Annotated in this window: 16 protein-coding genes; 9 read left to right on the plus strand and 7 right to left on the minus strand. The window is 44.1% G+C overall.

Annotated features, from left to right (window positions below; all coding sequences use genetic code 11):
* Nucleotides 1–14: 14 nt before the first annotated feature.
* Nucleotides 15–983 carry a DnaJ C-terminal domain-containing protein gene (locus J6578_RS08230; RefSeq protein WP_093091545.1) on the minus strand — a complete coding sequence of 323 codons (969 nt, stop codon included), beginning with the start codon at nucleotides 981–983 and terminating at the stop codon, nucleotides 15–17.
* A 670-nt stretch (nucleotides 984–1653) separates the two neighbouring features.
* Here J6578_RS08230 and aceE point away from each other — a divergent pair.
* From aceE to panS, 6 genes are all read left to right on the plus strand, one after another.
* On the plus strand, nucleotides 1654–4362 hold the full coding sequence (gene aceE / locus J6578_RS08235; protein WP_502957995.1) for a pyruvate dehydrogenase (acetyl-transferring), homodimeric type: 2709 nt from the start codon (nucleotides 1654–1656) through the stop codon (nucleotides 4360–4362).
* A 104-nt stretch (nucleotides 4363–4466) separates the two neighbouring features.
* Nucleotides 4467–6098 (plus strand): dihydrolipoyllysine-residue acetyltransferase, encoded by a 1632-nt coding sequence (gene aceF / locus J6578_RS08240; protein WP_287954342.1) that lies wholly within the window; start codon nucleotides 4467–4469, stop codon nucleotides 6096–6098.
* A 111-nt stretch (nucleotides 6099–6209) separates the two neighbouring features.
* Nucleotides 6210–7964: a dihydrolipoyl dehydrogenase gene (lpdA, locus tag J6578_RS08245; protein ID WP_287950718.1), complete on the plus strand. Its 1755-nt coding sequence runs from the start codon at nucleotides 6210–6212 to the stop codon at nucleotides 7962–7964.
* A 271-nt stretch (nucleotides 7965–8235) separates the two neighbouring features.
* Nucleotides 8236–9354, plus strand: a complete 1119-nt coding sequence (locus tag J6578_RS08250) for an AI-2E family transporter (RefSeq protein WP_371807102.1) — start codon at nucleotides 8236–8238, stop codon at nucleotides 9352–9354.
* 129 nt (nucleotides 9355–9483) lie between these two features.
* Nucleotides 9484–9750: a 30S ribosomal protein S20 gene (gene rpsT, locus J6578_RS08255; protein WP_025330392.1), complete on the plus strand. Its 267-nt coding sequence runs from the start codon at nucleotides 9484–9486 to the stop codon at nucleotides 9748–9750.
* A gap of 32 nt (nucleotides 9751–9782) precedes the next feature.
* Nucleotides 9783–10736, plus strand: a complete 954-nt coding sequence (gene panS, locus J6578_RS08260; protein ID WP_093091555.1) for a ketopantoate/pantoate/pantothenate transporter PanS — start codon at nucleotides 9783–9785, stop codon at nucleotides 10734–10736.
* Nucleotides 10737–10867: 131 nt separating this feature from the next.
* Here panS and recX read toward each other — a convergent pair whose 3' ends face one another.
* The 4 genes from recX to J6578_RS08280 form a co-directional block, all read right to left on the minus strand.
* On the minus strand, nucleotides 10868–11344 hold the full coding sequence (recX, locus tag J6578_RS08265; protein WP_093091557.1) for a recombination regulator RecX: 477 nt from the start codon (nucleotides 11342–11344) through the stop codon (nucleotides 10868–10870).
* Nucleotides 11341–12048: a phosphoglycolate phosphatase gene (locus J6578_RS08270; RefSeq protein WP_093091559.1), complete on the minus strand. Its 708-nt coding sequence runs from the start codon at nucleotides 12046–12048 to the stop codon at nucleotides 11341–11343. Before J6578_RS08270 ends, recX begins: the two co-directional genes overlap by 4 nt.
* A gap of 149 nt (nucleotides 12049–12197) precedes the next feature.
* Nucleotides 12198–13268 carry an aldose epimerase family protein gene (locus J6578_RS08275; RefSeq protein WP_093091561.1) on the minus strand — a complete coding sequence of 357 codons (1071 nt, stop codon included), beginning with the start codon at nucleotides 13266–13268 and terminating at the stop codon, nucleotides 12198–12200.
* On the minus strand, nucleotides 13255–14571 hold the full coding sequence (locus tag J6578_RS08280; protein WP_287954343.1) for a replication-associated recombination protein A: 1317 nt from the start codon (nucleotides 14569–14571) through the stop codon (nucleotides 13255–13257). Before J6578_RS08280 ends, J6578_RS08275 begins: the two co-directional genes overlap by 14 nt.
* Nucleotides 14572–14715: 144 nt before the next feature.
* Between J6578_RS08280 and J6578_RS08285 the strand changes: the two genes are divergently transcribed.
* Both J6578_RS08285 and thrC read left to right on the plus strand, forming a co-directional pair.
* Nucleotides 14716–15081, plus strand: a complete 366-nt coding sequence (locus J6578_RS08285; RefSeq protein ID WP_144362299.1) for a hypothetical protein — start codon at nucleotides 14716–14718, stop codon at nucleotides 15079–15081.
* Between the two features lie 40 nt (nucleotides 15082–15121).
* Nucleotides 15122–16537: a threonine synthase gene (gene thrC, locus J6578_RS08290; RefSeq protein ID WP_287954347.1), complete on the plus strand. Its 1416-nt coding sequence runs from the start codon at nucleotides 15122–15124 to the stop codon at nucleotides 16535–16537.
* 80 nt (nucleotides 16538–16617) lie between these two features.
* On the opposite strand, the gene J6578_RS08295 is transcribed toward thrC, so the two are convergent.
* Together J6578_RS08295 and J6578_RS08300 are read right to left on the minus strand one after the other, a co-directional pair.
* Nucleotides 16618–18120 carry a cation:proton antiporter gene (locus J6578_RS08295; protein ID WP_093091569.1) on the minus strand — a complete coding sequence of 501 codons (1503 nt, stop codon included), beginning with the start codon at nucleotides 18118–18120 and terminating at the stop codon, nucleotides 16618–16620.
* A gap of 104 nt (nucleotides 18121–18224) precedes the next feature.
* On the minus strand, nucleotides 18225–19163 hold the full coding sequence (locus J6578_RS08300; protein ID WP_287954349.1) for a Dyp-type peroxidase: 939 nt from the start codon (nucleotides 19161–19163) through the stop codon (nucleotides 18225–18227).
* Nucleotides 19164–19502: 339 nt separating this feature from the next.
* Here J6578_RS08300 and J6578_RS08305 point away from each other — a divergent pair, with 339 nt between their 5' ends.
* Nucleotides 19503–21257: a cation:proton antiporter domain-containing protein gene (locus J6578_RS08305; protein WP_239364590.1), complete on the plus strand. Its 1755-nt coding sequence runs from the start codon at nucleotides 19503–19505 to the stop codon at nucleotides 21255–21257.
* Nucleotides 21258–21279: the final 22 nt, after the last annotated feature.

A 21279-nucleotide genomic window follows, 5' to 3' on the forward strand; every position in this document is an offset into this window, starting at 1 on the left:
TTGCGCTCCTGCTATCAATCGTGGTTCTGTGGCTGAAAAGCAGCATAATGCGAGGCTAATGTCTGCCATGCGGCACGGTCGGCTTCGGTACTGGCTTGTGGCAGCACAATATTAATCAATAAATATAAATCACCTGCTTCTTTTGCTGGTATGCCTTTTCCTTTTAAACGCATTTTCTGACCGTTATGACTATTGGCAGGAATATTCACGCTTAACGCGCCGGCAGGAGTGGTTATATCGGTTTTGCCGCCCAGAGCAGCTGTCCACGGCGCAACATTGATGCGTTGGTAAACATCTTTGCGATTCTGGACATAGAGATTTTCTTCATTACGAAAGCTGATTTTCAGGTATAAATCTCCGGCTGTTCCGCCATTAAAGCCGGGTAGTCCTTGACCACTAAGCCGAATCTGCTGTCCTTCGGTAATGCCTGCTGGAATTTTTACATTCAGGGTTTTGCGTGCATATGTCATTTGCCCTTGAGCATTCAGTGTGGGCATATCCAGTGACAGGTTACGCTGCGCACCCTGATAGGCCGCAGCAATATCAATTACCAGCTCGGCATGCTGGTCTTCACCGCGCATCGGGTCGGTATGATTCTGCTGAAAGCCATGCCGGTTACTGCTGCCAAAAGCAGAAAACAAATCATCAAAGCGAAAGTCTCCGCTGCCAAACGCTCCGTTCTGACTAAAATGGCTTGGATCAAAATCGTATTGCTGATATTCATAGCCATTACGGCCTGCACCATTTTGCTGGCCGCCCTGCCGGAAAGGGTTAGCCAGCATATCATCGTACTCTGCGCGTTTTTCCTTATTGTGCAGGGTTTCATAGGCGATGTTGATTTCGCTGGTTTTGGCTACGGCATCCGGGTCTTTGCTGACATCGGGATGATATTTGCGTACCAATTTGCGATAGGCTTTTTTGATATCGTCATCACTGGCTTTGCGGTCTACACCCAGAATTTCATAATAGTTACGTTCAGCCATGTCCTGTCCTTTGCGGAAATTTCTTTAAATTTTAAATTACTATTTAATTTAAATTAAGGGCATACAGTTAAAATTTAAAGGGTAAGTATCGTAGCTATAGTAGATGAATTTGGTGATTTATGCTGCTGTCTCTTACTTTTCATTCACAGGTAACGCCATTTATATTGCTAAGTTTTGGGTTGATTAGCCATAGTCAGAATATGCGCAGGAATAATGTTTTTTACAGTTAGCTTATGTAAGACCTTGTATTGCAATACTGGGCTGATTTTTCTAAGAAAAACATCAATTAGTGATAGATTTTATTAATGATGAATATGTATTGGCTTAAATTATATTATTTATATTTACTTTTATTTGATTCAATTATCGATATTTTTCATTTAAAAAAAATGGTAAACGGTTGATATGGCTTAATTTGTGACAATCCATTGATTTGTTTTAAATCAGAAAATTGGTGTAAAAAAACATTGCTGTTTACGTCTCACACTGGTACGATTTGAAAGTAAATACAGTATGTTGCGCCACAATAATATATGCTTTTGTTCAATTAAGATTATGCAGATTTATTGTAAGTTGTTTGAATTTTATGTATTTTTTCTAATTAATTTGGTAAAGCAATTGATTAAAAAAAATAATAGATGAAATAACAACAACATAAAGTGTTTTGTTCATGACTCAATCCCATATGAAAGAGGATATTGCTATGTCTGCTGACTTCCATGATCAAGATATCGATCCGATTGAAACCCAGGAATGGCTGGATTCGCTCAGCTCGGTGCTGAAAGAAGAGGGACCTGAACGCGCTCATTATTTGATGGAAAATCTGGTGCGTTATATACGTCGCAGGGGCATTTATATGCCGTTCAGTGCCACTACCGCTTATTTAAATACTATTCCTGTTGGTAAAGAAAAGAAATCACCGGGTAATCATGAATTAGAACATCGCATTCGTTCACTGGTGCGCTGGAATGCAGCAGCACTGGTATTAAATGCCAGCAAAAAAAATCTAGAGCTTGGCGGACATATTGCTAGCTTCCAGTCTTGCGCTACTTTGTATGATGTTGGTTTTAATCATTTCTGGCATGGTAAAACAGAGAATCAGGAAGGTGATTTGGTTTTCTTCCAAGGTCATAGTGCTCCAGGCTTTTATGCCCGTGCTTTTGTTGAGGGACGCCTGACTGAAGAACAAATGCGTAATTTCCGTCAGGAAGTTAATGGCAATGGTCTGTCTTCATATCCTCATCCATGGCTGATGCCTGATTTCTGGCAATTCCCGACTGTATCTATGGGACTAGGTCCAATACAGGGTATTTATCAGGCACGTTTGCTGAAATATCTGGAATCCCGCGGTCTGGCCAAGACTCAGGGGCGTAAGGTATGGGTGTTCTGTGGCGATGGCGAAATGGACGAACCAGAAAGTCAGGGTGCTATAGCATTGGCTGCCCGCGATGGTCTGGATAATCTGATTTTTGTCGTCAACTGTAATCTGCAACGTCTGGATGGTCCAGTACGTGGTAACGGAAAAATTATTCAGGAACTGGAAGGCAACTTCCGTGGTGCGGGCTGGAATGTACTGAAAGTAATCTGGGGCAGCAAATGGGATGCTTTGCTGGCACAGGACAAGGATAATCTGCTGAAGAAACGCATGGAAGAGTGTGTTGATGGCGATTATCAGATGTATAAATCACAAAATGGCGCTTATGTGCGCGAACACTTCTTCAATACGCCTGAGCTGAAAGCTATGGTGGCAAATATGTCAGATGATGAGATCTGGTCACTGAATCGTGGTGGTCATGATCCGCATAAGGTGTATGCGGCATACTATGAAGCAGTAAATAATCCAGATGGTCGTCCCACAGTGATTCTGGCTAAAACCATTAAAGGTTATGGTATGGGTGCGTCTGGTGAAGCACAGAACACTGCCCATCAGGCCAAGAAAATGGATATGAAGTCTTTGAAACAGTTCCGTGATCGTTTCCAGATTCCGGTAACTGATGAAGAGATGGAGCATACGCTGCCATTTTTCCGTCTGCCTGAAGACAGTGAAGAAATGAAGTATATGAAAGAGCGCCGTGCTCAGCTCGGTGGTTATCTGCCATATCGTCATCCTGATTCTGAACAATTACCGATTCCTCCGCTAAGTGAATTTGCTCCACAGTTGCAGGATAGTGGTGATCGTGAATTTTCTACTACAATGGCATTTGTGCGTATTCTGAGCACACTGTTGAAAGATAAGAATATTGGTAAACGGGTAGTACCAATTGTTCCGGATGAAAGCCGTACTTTTGGTATGGAAGGTCTATTCCGTCAGTATGCTATCTGGAATCCAAAAGGCCAGATTTATACGCCTCAGGATCATGATCAACTGATGTTCTATAAAGAATCTAAAAATGGTCAGATTTTTCAGGAAGGCATTAACGAACCCGGTGCTATGAGCTCGTGGATTGCAGCAGCTACAAGCTATTCCAATAATGATTATCCGCTGATTCCGTTTTATATTTACTATTCAATGTTTGGCTTCCAGCGTATTGGCGATCTGGCTTGGGCTGCTGGTGATCAGCGAGCACGTGGCTTTATGCTGGGTGGTACTTCTGGCCGTACAACCTTGAATGGTGAGGGTTTACAGCATCAGGACGGTCATAGCCATATTCAGGCTGAGCTGATTCCTAACTGTATTTCTTATGATCCGTCTTTCTCTTATGAAGTGGCCGTGATTATTCAGCACGGTATGCACCGTATGTATGTAGAACGTGAAGATGTGTTCTACTACATCACGCTAATGAATCAAAATTACAAACATCCGACCATGCCACAGCGAGAAGGTATTGAGCAGCAGATTCTGAAAGGTATGTATCTGTTACAGGAAGGAACTGGTGGCAAGCACAAAGTTCAGCTGATGGGCTGTGGTGTGATTTTGCAGGAAGTGATTGCTGCTGCCACACTGCTGAAACAGGATTTTGATGTAGATGCGAACATCTGGAGTGTAACTTCATTTAATGAACTGTATCGCGATGGTATCAATATTGAGCGCTATAATCGTCTGCATCCTACTGATACGCAGAAGGTGCCTTATGTGACTCAACTGCTTTCTGGTCACGAAGGTCCGATTGTGGCGTCAACTGATTATGTACGTCACTTTGCAGACCGTATCCGCGCCTATGTACCACAGGATATATTTACGGTGCTGGGTACTGATGGCTTTGGTCGCAGTGATTCCCGTGACAATTTGCGTGAGTTCTTTGAAATCAACCGTTACCACGTGGCGGTGGCTGCCCTGAATGGTCTGGCTGATGAAGGCAAAATCAGCAAACAGGTTGTACAGGATGCCATCAATAAATATGGTATCAAAGCTGATGTAGAACCGAGCTGGACACGCTAATGAACCGACTGCCTGAATGCATATGTCTTTCAGGCAGGTTTGGCTATAGCAGCTAACGATTGTCAGACGCAGGTATATGCCTGCTGTCACCAAAGGACATAATGATGAGTCAGATTGTAGAAATAAAAGTGCCTGATATTGGTAATTATACTGGTGTCGATGTTATTGATGTGGCGGTCAAGGTTGGCGATAGTATTGCGGTAGATGATACGCTGATTACGCTCGAAACCGATAAAGCCACTATGGATGTACCTGCTGACCATGCTGGTGTGGTTAAAGAAGTGCTGGTTAAGGTGGGTGATAAGGTTTCAGAAGGCAATGTAATTGTAAAAGTGGAAGCTACTGATGCTGCCAGTGCTGCTGCGCCGGCAGCTGAAGCACCAGTCACACCAGCCATTGCCACGACCAACACATCTGCACAATCTGTTGCAGTGAAAGTGCCTGATATTGGTAATTTCTCTAATGTAGATGTGATTGAGGTGGATATTAAAGTCGGTGATGAAGTGGTTGTTGATCAGACACTGGTTACACTTGAAACCGACAAGGCTACTATGGATGTACCGTCTACAGTTGCCGGCAAGGTTACTGCGGTGCATGTGAAAGTAGGTGACAAGGTTTCTGAAGGCAGTGCCCTAATTGAAGTGGCTGCTGCATCTGCCAGCACTGCTGCGGATACTTCAGCAACACCAGCACAAAACGAGGTGGCAGAAATCAAAAAACAGGTTGCTGCAACGCCATCTGCAGAGAACAATGATTTGCGTGCTGAAATCAAGAGCCAAGTTCCACAAGCTTTTGGTAGCTCTGATATTGATGAAAAAGGCTTTGCAAAAGCCCATGCCAGCCCGTCTGTACGCAAACTGGCTCGTGAACTGGGTGTAGATCTGGCACGGGTAACCGGCAGTGGCCGTAAAGGGCGTATTACACCGGTAGACCTGCGTAGCTTTGTTAAATCTGTGATGCAGAAAGTTGAACAGGGTGGTGCAGGTGCTTCTCTTGGCGGTGGGCTGGATTTATTGCCGTGGCCTAAGGTGGATTTCAGTAAATTTGGTGAGATCGAAGTCAAAGAGCTGTCGCGTATCAAGAAAATATCCGGTCAGAATCTGGCGCGTAACTGGGTAATGATTCCTCATGTTACTTTGCATGAAGATGCTGACATGACTGATCTGGAGGTATTCCGCAAACAATTGAATAAAGAATGGGAACGAGCTGGTATTAAAGTATCTCCGTTGGCGTTCATTATTCTGGCCTGTGTGAAAGCTTTACAGGAATTTCCGGAATTCAATTCTTCTCTCGATGGCGATAACCTGATTCTGAAGAAATACATTCATATTGGCTTTGCTGCTGATACGCCGAATGGTTTGGTGGTACCGGTTATCAAGAATGCCGACCAGAAAGGCTTGAAGGAAATCACGCAGGAACTGTCCGACATGAGTAAACGGGCTCGCGAGGGTAAACTCAAGCCACAGGAAATGCAGGGCGCTTCCTTTACCATTTCTTCTTTGGGCGGCATTGGTGGTACTGGCTTTACGCCAATTATTAATGCACCGGAAGTGGCTATTCTGGGCGTATGCAAATCTCAGGTTAAACCGAGCTGGAATGGGAAAGAATTTGAACCGCGCTTGCAGTGCCCGCTGTCTCTGTCTTTTGATCACCGTGTGATTGATGGTGCAGCCGGTATGCGTTTTCTGGTATTTATCAGTCAGTTGTTGGCTGATTTCCGCCGCGTATCTCTGTAAGTCTTCAATTAGAGGCTGCCTGAAAACAGATAGGTTTCTGGCAGCCTGAATGCATGAAATACAGGTAATTGCTGTTGTATTGATTGCAACAGTCAGGCAAAGGGTTAGACCATGAGCTTAATTGAATTAAAAGTACCGGATATTGGCAATTATCAAAATGTCGATATTATTGCAGTAGAAATCAAACCGGGCGATACCGTTGCGGTAGATGATACGCTGATTACGCTGGAAACAGATAAGGCTACTATGGATGTACCGGCTGAGGTAGCCGGGGTGGTGAAAGACGTTAAAGTTAAAGTTGGCGATAAAATTTCTGAAGGTGGTGTGATTGCGGTGATAGAAGCTGCAACCAAAGCAGAAGTATCCGCAGCTACGGCAACAGAAAGTGCGCCAGCAGCCGCGCCACAGGCCGCCAGTTACAGTGGCAGCAGTGATGCTGAATATGATGTAGTTGTGCTTGGTGGAGGCCCGGGTGGCTATTCTGCTGCTTTTGCTGCGGCTGATGAAGGATTGAAAGTTGCCATCGTAGAACGTTATGCTACTTTGGGAGGCGTGTGTCTGAATGTGGGTTGTATCCCTTCCAAAGCTTTGCTGCATAATGCTGCGGTAATTGATGAAGTCAAAGAGCTTAAAGCCAATGGTATAGAATATCCGGCACCGAAAATCGATATTGATCAGTTACGCAGCTATAAGGAAAAAGTTGTAGCCAGAATGACTGGTGGGTTGGCGGGTATGGCTAAAACCCGTAAAGTAGATATTATCCGTGGTAATGGCCGTTATATTGACCCGCATCACATTGAAGTTAAATTGACTTCAGGTGAAGGCAAGGTTGAAACTGGTGAAACGACAACACTGGCTTTCAAAAATACCATCATTGCTGCCGGTAGCCGTGTGGTTAATTTGCCATTTATTCCTGAAGATCCTCGAATTGTCGATTCAACTGGTGCGCTGGCATTGAAATTTGTGCCTGAGAAAATGCTGATTATCGGCGGTGGCATCATCGGTCTGGAAATGGGTACCGTGTACAGTACGCTTGGCGCACGTCTGGATGTGGTTGAAATGATGGATGGCCTGATGCAAGGTGCTGACCGGGATATGGTTAGAATCTGGCAGAAGAAAAACGAACATCGTTTTGATAATATTATGCTGAATACCAAAACCACGGCTGTTGAAGCCAGAGAAGATGGTATTTATGTTACGTTTGAAGGAGCCAAGGCGCCAACTGAACCACAGCGCTATGATTTGGTACTGGTAGCTGCTGGTCGTGCCCCTAACGGTAAACTGATCGGGGCTGAAAATGCCGGTGTAGCTGTAACTGATCGTGGCTTTATTAATGTTGACAAGCAGATGCGTACCAATGTGCCACATATATATGCTATTGGTGATATTGTCGGTCAGCCGATGTTAGCGCATAAAGCTGTGCATGAAGCTCATGTGGCCGCAGAAAACTGTGCCGGCCATCAGGCTTACTTTGATGCGCGCGTGATTCCGGGTGTGGCTTATACCAATCCGGAAGTAGCGTGGGTAGGTATGACGGAAGATCAGGCTAAAAAAGAAGGTGTGAAAATCAACAAAGCAGTATTTCCGTGGGCAGCTTCCGGCCGTGCTGTAGCCAATGGATGCAGTGAGGGTGCTACCAAACTGATTTTTGATGCAGACAGTGGCTTGATTATTGGTGGCGCTATTGTTGGCCCGAGTGCTGGTGATATGATTGGCGAAATCTGTCTGGCCATTGAAATGGGTTGTGATGCAGACGATATTGGCCGCACAATTCATCCGCATCCGACATTGGGTGAATCCATAGGAATGGCTGCTGAAGTGGCAATGGGTACTTGTACTGATTTGCCACCCCAGCGTAAAAAATAAACAGTAAATGCTTTTATTGCCGGCTGTTCGAGTATTTTCGAACAGCCTTTTTTCTGGCTAGAAATGAGCTATAGCTGGAGATTAACTTTTATTTTCTTATGGGTAATTATATTTGCAAATAATATATAATTTTAACCTAATAGCGGCACTTTACCATTCCAGTACTGTATTTATTCAGTTATTATCAGAATTAATGTGTCACTAAATTATTGGCAACAGGTTCTGTAAGCTTAAATTTTTATTGATAAGTTTGAGTGCAAAATTAATGAATATCAACAGCAAGAAGCCTTCAAATATTACGCCGTGGGTTATTGGCGGACTGATTCTACTGGTAACCATCGGTCTATTCATCGGGCTGAAACCCATTTTGATGCCCTTTGCAGCCGCCGGCGTGCTGGCTTATATTCTGAATCCGCTGGTAGAAAAACTGCATCGTCTGAAAATTTCCCGTTCGGTAGCAGCTATGCTGGTCATGTTGCTCGGGCTGAGTGTAATTGTGATGCTACTGCTAATTGTGGTACCGATGCTGATTAATTTGTTTGACAGTATTTATGCTAAATTGCCTGATTTTCTTAACTGGGTTCATCATAAGCTTCTTCCTTGGCTGAATCAGACTTTTCATATCCGCATTCGCTGGGATATGGATTATATGTCCAGATATGTAGGAGAATGGATTCAAACTCATAATGCCAGCATTAAGGATGCTGCATCGAAAGTCTTGCCCATGGTGTGGGAGCATGGCAGTGGCATGGTAGAATGGATTACCAATCTGCTGTTATTGCCTTTTCTACTGTATTATTTTCTACTGGACTGGAATCGCTGGACATCAGGTATCCGCCATCTGATTCCTCGCCGTGCTTTACCCACCTATAACCGTATAGCCACCAATATGGACACCGTACTGGGCGCATTTCTGCGCGGTGAGTTACTGGTTATGGTAATCATGGGGCTGGTATACGGGTTGGGACTGGCGCTGGTAGGGCTGGAATCTGGATTCGCAATCGGTATGGTTGCAGGTTTGCTGGTGTTTGTACCTTATCTGGGAGCTTTTACCGGTCTGTTGCTGGCAACGCTTGCTGCTTTATTGCAGTTTGATGGCTGGACAGGATTATTAATGGTGTGGGGCGTTTTTGCAGTTGGTCAGTTTCTGGAAAGTTTCTTTGTTACCCCGAAAATTGTGGGTGACCGGATTGGGCTGTCTCCATTCTGGGTGATTTTTTCATTAATGGCATTTGGGCAATTACTTGGTTTTGTCGGTATGCTGCTGGCGCTGCCGTTGGCGGCGGTGTGTCTGGTGCTGATTCAGGAGGGGACACAGGCATACTGGCGCAGTGATTACTTTTGCCGGCTACCAGAAAATGCCATTATTAAAGATGATAAACAAGACTAAGACAAGTATTCTTAATTACTTGTCTGCATTGATTACCAGCTAAAAAACAACAAGGGCACTTGCTTTTATGCTGCGAAGTCATTAAAATTCTGCGTTTCATGATTTGTATATGTATGTTAGGAGATATTGATGGCCAATAGTGCACAATCTCGTAAGCGCGCTCGTCAGGCACTGAAACAACGTGCTCACAACGCCAGCTTGCGTACCGCTTTTCGCACTGCGGTTAAAAAAGTATTGAAAGCCGTTGAAGCAGGAGATAAAGCTGCTGCTCAAGTGACTTACAGCGAAAGCGTTAAAGTGATTGATCGCATTGCTGATAAAGGTGTTTTCCATAAAAACAAAGCAGCACGTCATAAAAGCCGTCTGGCTGCCAAAATCAAGGCTATGGCTGCCTAAGCTGACTTCTGTCATCGCTTGAGACGATTCTCGTGATTGCAATCATTACAAGGCTGTTCCCATTGTGGGCAGCCTTATGTTCTATTTTCGCCTATTATAATCCTACCGTTTTTATTCCGTTAAAACCCTATATTTCTGAAATGTTAATGCTGGTGATGTTATCCATGGGCATGACACTGAGAATTGAGGATTTTACGCGAGTATTGAAGCGTCCGGCTCCTATAGTGGCTGGTATTGGCTTGCATTACCTGATTATGCCACTAGCAGCATGGCTGATTGCCATGTTGTTAAATATGTCGCCTGAATTGCAGGCAGGTATGGTGTTGGTTGGGTGTGTGGCCAGCGGTACAGCTTCCAATGTGATGGTGTTTTTGTCTAGAGGTGATGTGGCACTATCAGTAACGATCAGTGCTTTGTCTACCATTGTGGGTATTTTTGCGACACCACTACTGGCAAAAATGTATATTTCTGCCTCCATTGCCGTGCCTGTGGTAAATATGCTGAAAGAAATTTTGCTGATCGTGGCTTTACCTATTGCTTTTGGGGTAACAATTAACTATCTCGTGCCTCAACTGGTAAAAAGAGTTGTGCCTTCACTACCATTGATTACTATGTGTCTGATTATCTTAGTTTTGTCTACTGTGGTGTCGTTAAGCAGTGATAAAATCGGGATTGAAACAGCCATTGTTGTTATCGGTGTGATTCTGCATAATGCCTTGGGTCTTATTGGCGGCTATTGGGGTGGTCGTTTATTTGGTTTTGACAAATCTATCTGCCGCACGTTGGCATTGGAAGTAGGTATGCAGAATTCTGGTCTGGCCGCCGTACTGGGTTCTAATTTCTTTGGGCCGATGGCAGCCTTGCCCGGTGCAATATTTTCATTGTGGCATAATATTTCCGGTTCATTTCTGGCCAGTTACTGGTCTGGTAAGCCCACAGGCACCAGTAACGACCATCTGAAACGCGAAGATGTCAGTTTGCATTGAGGTTAGGTATTGATAAAAAAGCCCGGTTATTTAACCGGGCTTTTTAGATAATGATTTCCTGAATCAAAGATGCATGTCTGATTCATCATGGGTATACATGAAGTCTGAGATATCTTGTATTTATCCTGCTGCTATTGCCAGTATTCATCTTCATCGGGCAGGGAAATATCTGTCCATGCCTGCTGGATTGCCGCATGAATAATATCCATACTAAAACCACGATAGGCAAGAAAATGCATATATTTATGTTTTTCTTTCAAATCAGCCGGTGGTTTACGATATTTTTTCTGCAATACAATCACAGCATTACTTATTTGCGTGTCTTTGTCTGGTAAATAGTCTGCAATCAGCTCAGCATCCACTCCTTTTTGTTTCAGGCTTTGTTGCAAACGCAGATTGCCATGCAGCCTGCTTTTACTGTTGATATAAGTTTCTGTATAACGTGCATCTGACTGCCAGTGCCGCTGTTCTAGCTCATCCAGCAAGGCTTCCAGATTATCACCCTCGCCAACATGGGGACGCAGTTTACGTGCCAGTTCGGCACGGCTGATTTCCTGCCGTGCCAGTATGGTGATGGCACGGGCGCGTAAACTGATTTTTTGCTTCATGCACGGATATCACTATTACCGTGATGACGCATACCATCATCTATTTGTGGCAGGTTATCGATAATAATGTCTGGTTTGGTTTGGGCATTTTGTGCTAGCTGCCCCATGTCGGCATAGCCCCAAGTTACTCCACAGCTTAATGCGCCGGCAGCCTTGGCAGCCAGAATATCATTAGCTGAGTCGCCCACCATCAATAAATTCCCGATTGGTACGCCTAATACTTCCGCTGTGTGTAATAAAGGCATGGGAGAGGGTTTCTTTTCAGCCAGTGTGTCGCCACCTACAATCAGGCTGAAAGCATCGGCTAGACCGAGCTGGCACAATAATTCGACGGCCAGAATTTCATTTTTATTGGTAATTACCGCTAAAGGTAAGCCCCGGGTTCGGAACAAAGCCAGCGCAGTTTCAACCTGCGGATACGGACGAGTATGCACGCTTAAGTGATTGCGGTAATAGGCAATAAAGGTTGTAAAGCCCTGCGTCCAGCTTGCTTCATCTACTTGACCATCTTTACTGCCACTAAGGGTACGGTGTACCAGACTGGACAGACCATCACCTACGTAGGTGGTGAGTTCGGCAGCAGGCAGCGGCGATAAGTTTAATGAAGCTCGCATATGGTTGGCAGCCGTACATAAATCGGCAATTGAATCGACCAGAGTGCCATCCAGATCGAATGCTATGGCATGAATATCATTCCATTTCATGATAGGCAGTATTGATTGAGTAAAAGAAGTACCTATTTTATCATGTTCATACTACAGATATGGTTGACAGCTACAATACATTTACCCTGTTTGGCAATCGTTTCTGCTTTGTATCTGAAACTGTTGCGGCAAAATGTCTGCCTGAAACATTAACTGGTAACGGGCTGGATAGGGTCGCGGCTGAATATGTAAGTGATATGCTGTTTAAACACTACGCCTGCACGCAGAATATTATTGGGGAATGTCGGTTGGTTAGGTGCATCTGTAAAGCCTTGCGGCTCGAAGCAGATGGCAGCAAATGGTCTAAGAGATTTACGTTGTGGTATCTGCTGTTCGGGCAGATGCTGGGCATTATAAACCACCATCACTGGTGCATCGGTTTTCACAGCCATGGATAGGCCTGTATCCGGCGCACTTATGCGTGCACTGATGTTATTGACTGAATATGGTGGTAAAACATAGGCGCTATCAATAATACTGTTAGCGATTGGACGAGCAGAATAAAAATCTAGTGCTGCCGGTACTTTGCTAATGGCACCGGTTGGCATCATGTCCTTATCGGTAACAATAATTTCCTGTGGTAACAGCCACAGCTGATGCTGACTGATGGTTTGTTCATGCAAGGCCAGATTAAAATAACTATGCTGGGTAAGATTGATAAAGGTATCCCGATCAGATTGAGCATCAAAATTAACATTTAATTCATTGTTTGCAGTGAGGGTATAACATACCTGTACATTCAGATTGCCGGGGTAGCCTTCTTCGCCATCTGGGCTGAATAATTGCAGGGTGATGGAAGCCGCGTGTTCATCGGCGTGGGTGGCTTTGACAGTCCACCATTTCTGATCAAAGCCGGTATAACCACCGTGCATATGATGTTCCCCCAGATTGGGCGTAAGCTGAACAAGTCCGTGATTGAGTGGTGCTCGGGCATAGCTCATACGGCCGGCATGACGGCCGATTACTGCACCCAGATGCGGATTGCTGTTACGATAGCTATTGCTGGCATAGCTCTCAGCATTATCGAAACCCAGCACACATTCAACGGGTTGGTTATTTCTGTCGGACATTACAATCGAAGTAATAATGGCACCGAAATCCATAATGGATACCTGCATGCCATCATTATTTGCCAATGTCCATAGAGTAGTACTCTCACCATCTATCAAGCCGAATGGTTGTGTTGTAATCGTACACAAGGATTGTTTATTTTGTTTCATTCTGTTTTCCGGCCTCTACGTCAAGATTATGTAAAAAAGCCAGTTTATCCGCAATTTTAATTTCCAGTCCGCGTATTGCTGGCTGATAGAATGCTGGTTCATCCATTCCTTCCGGCATGTAAGTTTCACCGGCTGCATAAGCATGGGGTTCATCATGGGCATATCGGTATTCACGACCGTAACCCAGTTCTTTCATGAGTTTGGTAGGTGCGTTGCGCAAGTGTACCGGTACTTCACTGGTAGGATGTTTTTTGACAAATGCGCGTGCCTCATTATAAGCCACATAACCTGCATTACTTTTGGCAGCACAGGCCAGATACAATACTGCCTGAGCTAAAGCCAGTTCGCCTTCTGGGCTGCCAAGTCGTTCATAGGTTTGCGCCGCATCATTGGCAATCTGCATCGCCCGAGGGTCAGCCAGACCGATATCTTCCCACGCCATGCGGATAATCCGTCGCGCCAGATAGCGCGGGTCTGCGCCACCATCCAGCATGCGGCTAAACCAGTATAGGGCAGCGTTGGGGTGAGAACCACGCACAGATTTATGTAATGCTGAAATCTGTTCGTAAAAGCTATCACCACCTTTATCAAAACGGCGTAACTGTGTGCCTAGACTGCTGGCTGCTAAGGTTGCGCTGATTTTAGTTTGTTGTTGTGCCTGTGCAGTATGAATCAGCTGTTCGAGCAAATTAAGAAAACGTCGACCGTCACCATCGGCACTGTTAAGGATTAATGTTTGCGCATCGTCATCTATGCTGAATGATTTGAATTCAGGTAGGCTGAAAACTTTTAGCTGTAGCTGCTGAAGTTCTTCAATGCTGAGTGAGTGGAGGGTATAGACTTGCGAGCGGCTCAAAAGTGCCGGATTAACTTCAAAAGAAGGGTTCTCCGTCGTGGCACCGATAAAGGTAAATACGCCGTTTTCTACATAGGGTAAAAATGCATCCTGTTGTGATTTGTTGAAGCGATGCACTTCATCTACAAACAGAATAGTACGCTGGCCATGCTGTAAAGCCAGTTGGGCTTTCTCCACAGCTAAGCGGATTTCTTTTACGCCGGAAAAAACCGCAGACAGTGGAATAAACTGGGCATTGAAGCTCTGTGCCAGAATACGTGCCAGTGTAGTTTTGCCTACGCCGGGAGGCCCCCAAAGGAGCATGGAGTGCAGATGTCCGGTTTCTACAGCAACCCGTAAAGGTTTTCCTGTACCAATCAGATGCTGTTGGCCAATTACTTGATCAAGACTCTGCGGACGCAGTTGTTCTGCCAGCGGAGGTAAAGGTTTCTGATTAAATAAGTCCATATCGTGTCATTCAATACACGGTAGTTAATGTATTATATTGTACCTGATTGTATGCGTTTTGCCCGACGAATAACTTTTGCATTATGTGTATAATCAATATACCGAGACATCTAAAGAGGATAGTTGTGTTTTAGTCTGTATTTCATGCAACTGAAAAGATCAATGATTAGATTATTATTTTTGATGTGCTTTATATTAGCGATAGCAGGTGCTTATATTAAATATGACCAGAAGTCAGAATACGGATTAATTTCTGGCATTGCCGGCTATATGATTAATCAGGAATGTCAGCGTCAGTTGAGCAAGCCACTGCGTATCAGAGGATTAGGAACAATTGATCTTTCAGACGTACGTAAGCAATATTGTAGTTGTGTTGCTGAACGCACTAAACACCAGCTCAATATCAAAGATGTGGCAAAGATGGTTGATCCTCAGGTTCGCCAGCAAAGGGTAGCTGTATTTTTTTCATCTCAGGCTGAGACATGCAGCTTAAACATACAGCATTATTAATTTGACTCAGATATGATTGAATAATCATACAGGAGAAATAATGAAATACATTAGTACCAGAGGTCAGACCGTACCCAAAAGCTTCAGTCAGGCATTAATGGCCGGTCTAGCCGATGATGGTGGCTTATTATTACCACAAAACTATCCACAGATTGATGCAATTACCCTGCATGAGTGGCGCTCCTTAAGTTATGCGGAGTTGGCTATGCAGATTATCAGTCTGTTTGCTACCGATATTCCTAAAGCAGATTTGCAGGCAATCATTAATAAAACCTATAGCGCAGAAGTGTTTGGTCATGCTGAAATTACCCCGTTGAGAATATTACATGATGGTATCTGCATTGAGGCACTTTCGAATGGGCCAACACTCGCATTTAAAGACATGGCCATGCAGTTGTTAGGAAATCTGTTTGAATATGTGCTGGAGCGAGAAAACCGTTATCTGAATATTATTGGCGCCACCAGCGGTGATACGGGTTCTGCCGCTGAGTATGCCTTGCGTGGCAAGGAGCGGGTAAATGTATTCATGTTATCGCCATTTGGCAAGATGAGCGATTTTCAACGTGCGCAGATGTACAGTTTGCAGGACAGCAATATTTTTAATATTGCGATTAAAGGGATGTTTGATGATTGTCAGGATATTGTAAAAGCATTGCAGAATGATCATGCATTCAAGGCGCATTATCACCTGAGTACGGTCAACTCCATTAACTGGGGGAGAATTGTGGCTCAGGTGGTGTATTACTTTAAAGGTTATTTTGCTGCTACAAATTCCAATGAACAAAAAGTATCATTTTGCGTACCCAGTGGTAATTTTGGCAATGTGCTGGCCGGTCATATTGCACGTAGTATGGGGCTGCCTGTTCACCGTTTGCTTGTCGCTACTAATGAAAACGATGTATTGAACGAATTTTTCAATACCGGCCATTACCGCCCTCGTGATGCTGCACATACTTTTGTGACTTCCAGTCCATCGATGGATATTTCCAAAGCCTCTAATTTTGAACGCTTTGTTTATGACTTGCTTGATCATGATGGCGAACAGATTCAGCAGCTGTGGCAGCAGGTTGCATCTGGTCAAGGATTTGATTTAAGCCATCTCATGGATAAAATTCAGCATCAGTATGGTTTTGCTGCCGGTAAAAGTACCCATGCTGACCGTATGCAAACCATTGCTCAGGTCTATGCAGAAGATAATCAACTAATTGATCCGCATACCGCAGATGGGGTAAAGGTGGCACGGCAGTTACGAGAAGCCGGCGAAATCATTATCTGTCTGGAAACCGCGCAGGCAGCTAAATTTGCTCAAACCATTCACGAGGCAGTTGGGAATAGCGTAAAAATTCCACGCCCTGATAATCTGGCCGGACTGGAGGATTTACCACAACATGTTACCGTGATGGATAATGATCCCGCAGCAGTTAAACAGTTTGTTGAAGCTCAACTGGGTGAGTAAAGCAGCCAGCCAGAATTTGTTTTGAAATGATGCATCATAAAGTAAGGCCAGCATGTTTATGCTGGCCTTTACTGGTTCAACTAGAAATTATCTGGATTTTCCAGTTTATCTACTTTCTGCTTTAACTCTTCAGGAGTCAATGCAATTTCTTCACTTGGATCAGCGGCCGCTGTCGCCACAGCTATCGGGTTATATACAGAAATGTATTCTGAACCGTCAGAACGCTCTTCAATAGTATACATAACACCACTGCGGTTAAAACGATGGCACTGGCGCTGATACCAGCCACGAAAACCGCTTTTTGGTTCATTTGGATTGTGATAAAACGCATTGAGCACTTCAGGCAAACCAAGACCACATACTACACCGGAAAGCAGAACGCAGATAAAGGTATATCCGACCAGAATATCACTGTATTTGGCCAGTGCCGGCATATTGGCTACGGCCAGAATCAGAGCCAGTGAAATACCGCCACGTACGCCGCCCCATGACAGAATAGTTAGGCTGCCATGATAGCTTTTTTTGTAGACTTTCGGAAACAGCATAAATGCCAGTATATTGCCAATGAAACGGCTCAGATGGAGCAATATAAACGCCACAATACCGCCGATAACCAGCGTTTTGCTCATATCAACGATAAAGAGCTCCAGACCGATCAGAGTAAACAAAAATGAATTGATAATACCTTCTACTGCATGCCAGAAATTGTTGACGTCATCAATTTCTTTCTTCTGTAATATTTCCTGCCATTTGTTGCCGACAATCAGGCCTCCTACCACACAGGCAATCGGGCCAGATGCATGAGCAAAATAAGCTACCAGATATGAACCGGAAGCCAGTAATGCCGTTGCCAGAATCAATGATTCATTTTCATGTTTGCCATGTAAGAGACGCAGTGCACCAGTACCGAAAATAAATCCGATAATCACCGCAACAATGATTTCATAGAAAAAATTCTCAACCACACCAATTGGTGAAACATGCTGTCCGTTAATCAAGGTAAGAATAGTCATGAATACCACGATACACATGGCATCATTGAATAATGATTCACCTTCCAGCTTAACCATTAAATGGCGGGGTGTGCGCACTGAGCTTAATACACCCTTGATTCCGATAGGGTCTGTGGCACCAAGAGCCGATCCAAGCAGTAACAATATTAGCAAAGGCACATGATCGCCAACCAGAAACTGGAATGCATAAAGCAGGCTGCCAAAGAGTGCTGAACATAACAGTAGACCCAATGTAGCCAGAATCAGAATCTGGCGCCAGTAGCGTTTTAAATCGGAAATCCTGAATTTCAGAGCAGAGGAGGTCAGAATAAAACAGATTACGCCGTTTACCAGAAAATCATAAAAGTTAATATGGCTAACAGCGGCTTTTAACGCCATGATATCCACATGGATAAAATGATTGCGCCCGAACAGATTCATGCCCCATTGCAGTGAAAATACCAGAATCGCTGAAACAATTGGCACACCAATGGCCTGAGGCATATCAAATAAACGTTTATTTAATAGTGTGGTGACAATAGACAGCGAAAAAATAACCGTGATTGCCTGTAAAAAAAGTACACTACCCATGCAAACAGTTTTCCTTTATTGAAATGTTGTAATAAGTCATTGTTAATTTGAATCTGTCGCAGCTAGTAGCAGATTCCTCTTAATTAAAAACATGCAATAGTAACTTACGAATCAAATTCATCCAGCAAATCAGGTGCCGGAATAAAATATAGGCTGCCACTAACTGGCGTACTGAAATCCAGCAGGCGGTCTACATGCCCTTCAGCATTACCAGTAAACATATGTTGCAGCATTTGGCGTGTTACCGCAAAAGAACGTGCATAACCGATAAAAAATGTGCCGTACTCATTTTTAGATGGCTGGGCAAATGCAACATTGGCACGAACGATTTTCAGCTCATTACCTTCGGCATCATAAGCTTTACTTACATTGCTGTGTGCTGTTTTCGGCTTTTCTTCATCAGAAAGCTCAATATCGTTGAAACGGCGGCGACCAATAACTTTTTCCTGCTCCTCTACTGATAATTGTCGCCACGCCTGCATATTATGCAGGTATTTCTGGGTAAAGGCATAGCTACCGTTGCGGAATAAAGGGTCTTCATCGCCTACCAGTGCATAATCAGTTCTGGTTATGTCGTCAGGGTTTTCCGTGCCGTCAACAAAACCGATAATGGCACGTCCGTCAAGGTAACGAAAACCATTTACTTCATCAATAGAATAAGTTGCCTCAGCCAGCAATTCATGAATCATTGCAGCCATCTCATAACAGATATCCTGACGGTCTGCACGAATATGAAAAAACAGATCGCCCGGCGTGGCCACAGCAGTGTGTTTGGCACCTTTGATTGCGGTAAAGGGTACAAGCTCTTTTGGTTTCGGTTTTCCCGGACGCAATCTGTCCCATGCATCAGCGCCAATCCCCATTAATGCATTGAAGTTTTCGTGGTGAAAACGGCCATGCATACTGCGTATTAAAGCTGAAAAACCGGTGATGAATTCGAGCACTCTGGCAATAGCTGCATCATTATCCTGAATGCCAAGGGTGATAAATAATGCGCTTTTACCCGGATAGGCTATTACCGGTGGTGTTCTGTCTCGTGTCATTAATAAATACCTTCCTAAACCAATATTATAGTGGATTTAACAATCGTTATTAAGTACAAGACTGGCATAAAATTAAGTATTTTTTAACTAGGCTACCGAAAACCGCAATATAACCTTTTTCAGTCTAGTAAGTGGAAGTTACGCACCAATCTGCCCATCTTAGCTACCTTGGTAAGTGACGCAGGTGTCAGTAAATAAGGATATCTAAGCACTAAGATATGAAAAATCTGGATAAGAAACAGCAATTATAACCTAAAAGACTATAAAAGCTTTTATATGTCGGGATTTTTTCGTTAGTATAGATTATTTACTGTTACTAACTATTACTCTGGAAAAGCAATGCACCATTCATTTCCATTGGTTGAAACCATCGTTGGCGGTTTATTTTTTGCCTTTGTACTTGGCTATATTGCGCATAAGCTGCGAATGCCGCCACTTGTCGGTTATCTGTTGGCGGGCATCATCGTAGGTCCATATACCAAAGGTTTTACCGCTGATATGCACTTGTCGCAACAACTGGCTGAATTGGGCGTAATCTTGCTGATGTTCGGAGTAGGACTGCATTTCTCTATTCGTGATTTACTGGCCGTAAAACGTGTAGCCATACCGGGCGCATTGATTCAGATAGCACTGGCTACATTACTGGGCTGGTTACTGGCGTGGCTGGCCGGCTGGAGTACCGGTACTGGCGTGGTGTTTGGCTTAGCACTGTCATGTGCTTCTACTGTTGTGCTGATAGCCGCTTTACAACGCTGGCATCTGGATGATTCTACTCAGGGACGAATAGCTACCGGCTGGCTGATTGTCGAGGACATAGCCATGGTATTTGTGCTAGTGATGATTCCGGCACTGGCACCGGTTTTATCCGGACAAGGCAGTGTTTCTGGCGCCAACCTGCTTTATTTACTTGGTAAAACCAGTGTACAGATTATTGCTTTTGTCGTAGTGATGCTGTTTCTCGGCCGCAAATTGATTCCATGGTCTTTACAGCGAGTAGTTAGTACAGGTAGTCCCGAGCTTTTTCGGCTGGCTGTAATTGCAATTGCTTTGGGTTGTGCCATACTGGCTAATTATCTTTTTGGTGTATCGTTTGCACTGGGTGCTTTTTTTGCAGGTGCCATCATTAGTGAAACCAGCATGAATCACACTGCCGAGGATGCCTCCAGCGGCTTGCGTGAATTTTTTACTGTACTTTTCTTTGTTTCAGTAGGCATGCTGTTTGACCCCAGCATTATTATTCGTGAACCATTACTACTATTGGCTACTTTGCTGGTAGTGGTAGTAGGCAAAAGTCTGGGAGCCTTTTTGATTGTACGCATATTCAGATATCCCCCACAAACAGCTTTGACAATTGCTGTGGCACTGGCTCAGATTGGTGAATTTTCATTTATGATTGCCAGTCTAGGCACGGTATACAAAATTTTGCCACCATTGGCCAGTGACCTGATTCTGGGCAGTGCCCTGATTTCAATCATCTGTAATCCATTTTTATTTGTCTGGCTGAATCGTTATCTGGAAAAACAGTCACAGCAGAAAACAGTAGCAACAGCCAGTGTGACTGATAGTGGCATGTTGTCAGATAAGCCTCATGCGAAAGTGGCTGCACCAATTAAACCTGTATCGATTTATTTTATTGATGAGGATATGGCGGTAGCGCCACCTGTAAGCAATCATACAGTACTGGTGGGTGCCGGTCCGGTTGGCCAGGAAGTAATCAGGCATTTACAGGAACAGAATGAAACGGTGTATGTACAGGAAAACCGTCTTGAGGTAGTGACAGAACTGCGTGCACGCCAGATACCTGTCGCATACGGGCATGCATTATCAGATGGTATGCTGGATGCTGTATTTGTGGCTCAGGCCAAAAACCTGATTATTACTATTCAGAATACAACCGAAGTGGTAGCGATTATCAAGGCGGCACTGGCGCTCAATCCGCAATTACAAATTGTAACTTTCAGCAGATATGAGAAAGACAAACTGTTATTTATTCAGGCTGGAGCCACTAAGGTTGTAGATAGCCAAATTGTATTAGCCAATGAAATCATGCAAGTATTCGAAACGGCATCAAACACAACAGAACTAACAGGATAATCTGAGATTTTTGTAAATCTTT

It is taken from the genome of Snodgrassella sp. (assembly GCF_024103505.1).
In the GTDB taxonomy this organism is placed as follows: Bacteria; Pseudomonadota; Gammaproteobacteria; order Burkholderiales; family Neisseriaceae; genus Snodgrassella; species Snodgrassella communis.

What these genes read in the sequence shown, in the direction of transcription:
- J6578_RS08280 (WP_287954343.1), bottom strand. Translation starts at nt 14,571, where the DNA reads ATGGACTTATTTAATCAGAAACCTTTACCTCCGCTGGCAGAACAACTG.
- J6578_RS08305 (WP_239364590.1), top strand. Translation starts at nt 19,503, where the DNA reads ATGCACCATTCATTTCCATTGGTTGAAACCATCGTTGGCGGTTTATTT.
- J6578_RS08270 (WP_093091559.1), bottom strand. Translation starts at nt 12,048, where the DNA reads ATGAAATGGAATGATATTCATGCCATAGCATTCGATCTGGATGGCACT.
- aceE (WP_502957995.1), top strand. Translation starts at nt 1,654, where the DNA reads ATGACTCAATCCCATATGAAAGAGGATATTGCTATGTCTGCTGACTTC.
- J6578_RS08300 (WP_287954349.1), bottom strand. Translation starts at nt 19,163, where the DNA reads ATGACACGAGACAGAACACCACCGGTAATAGCCTATCCGGGTAAAAGC.
- J6578_RS08275 (WP_093091561.1), bottom strand. Translation starts at nt 13,268, where the DNA reads ATGAAACAAAATAAACAATCCTTGTGTACGATTACAACACAACCATTC.
- J6578_RS08295 (WP_093091569.1), bottom strand. Translation starts at nt 18,120, where the DNA reads ATGGGTAGTGTACTTTTTTTACAGGCAATCACGGTTATTTTTTCGCTG.
- rpsT (WP_025330392.1), top strand. Translation starts at nt 9,484, where the DNA reads ATGGCCAATAGTGCACAATCTCGTAAGCGCGCTCGTCAGGCACTGAAA.
- thrC (WP_287954347.1), top strand. Translation starts at nt 15,122, where the DNA reads ATGAAATACATTAGTACCAGAGGTCAGACCGTACCCAAAAGCTTCAGT.
- recX (WP_093091557.1), bottom strand. Translation starts at nt 11,344, where the DNA reads ATGAAGCAAAAAATCAGTTTACGCGCCCGTGCCATCACCATACTGGCA.
- lpdA (WP_287950718.1), top strand. Translation starts at nt 6,210, where the DNA reads ATGAGCTTAATTGAATTAAAAGTACCGGATATTGGCAATTATCAAAAT.
- J6578_RS08285 (WP_144362299.1), top strand. Translation starts at nt 14,716, where the DNA reads ATGCAACTGAAAAGATCAATGATTAGATTATTATTTTTGATGTGCTTT.
- aceF (WP_287954342.1), top strand. Translation starts at nt 4,467, where the DNA reads ATGAGTCAGATTGTAGAAATAAAAGTGCCTGATATTGGTAATTATACT.
- J6578_RS08230 (WP_093091545.1), bottom strand. Translation starts at nt 983, where the DNA reads ATGGCTGAACGTAACTATTATGAAATTCTGGGTGTAGACCGCAAAGCC.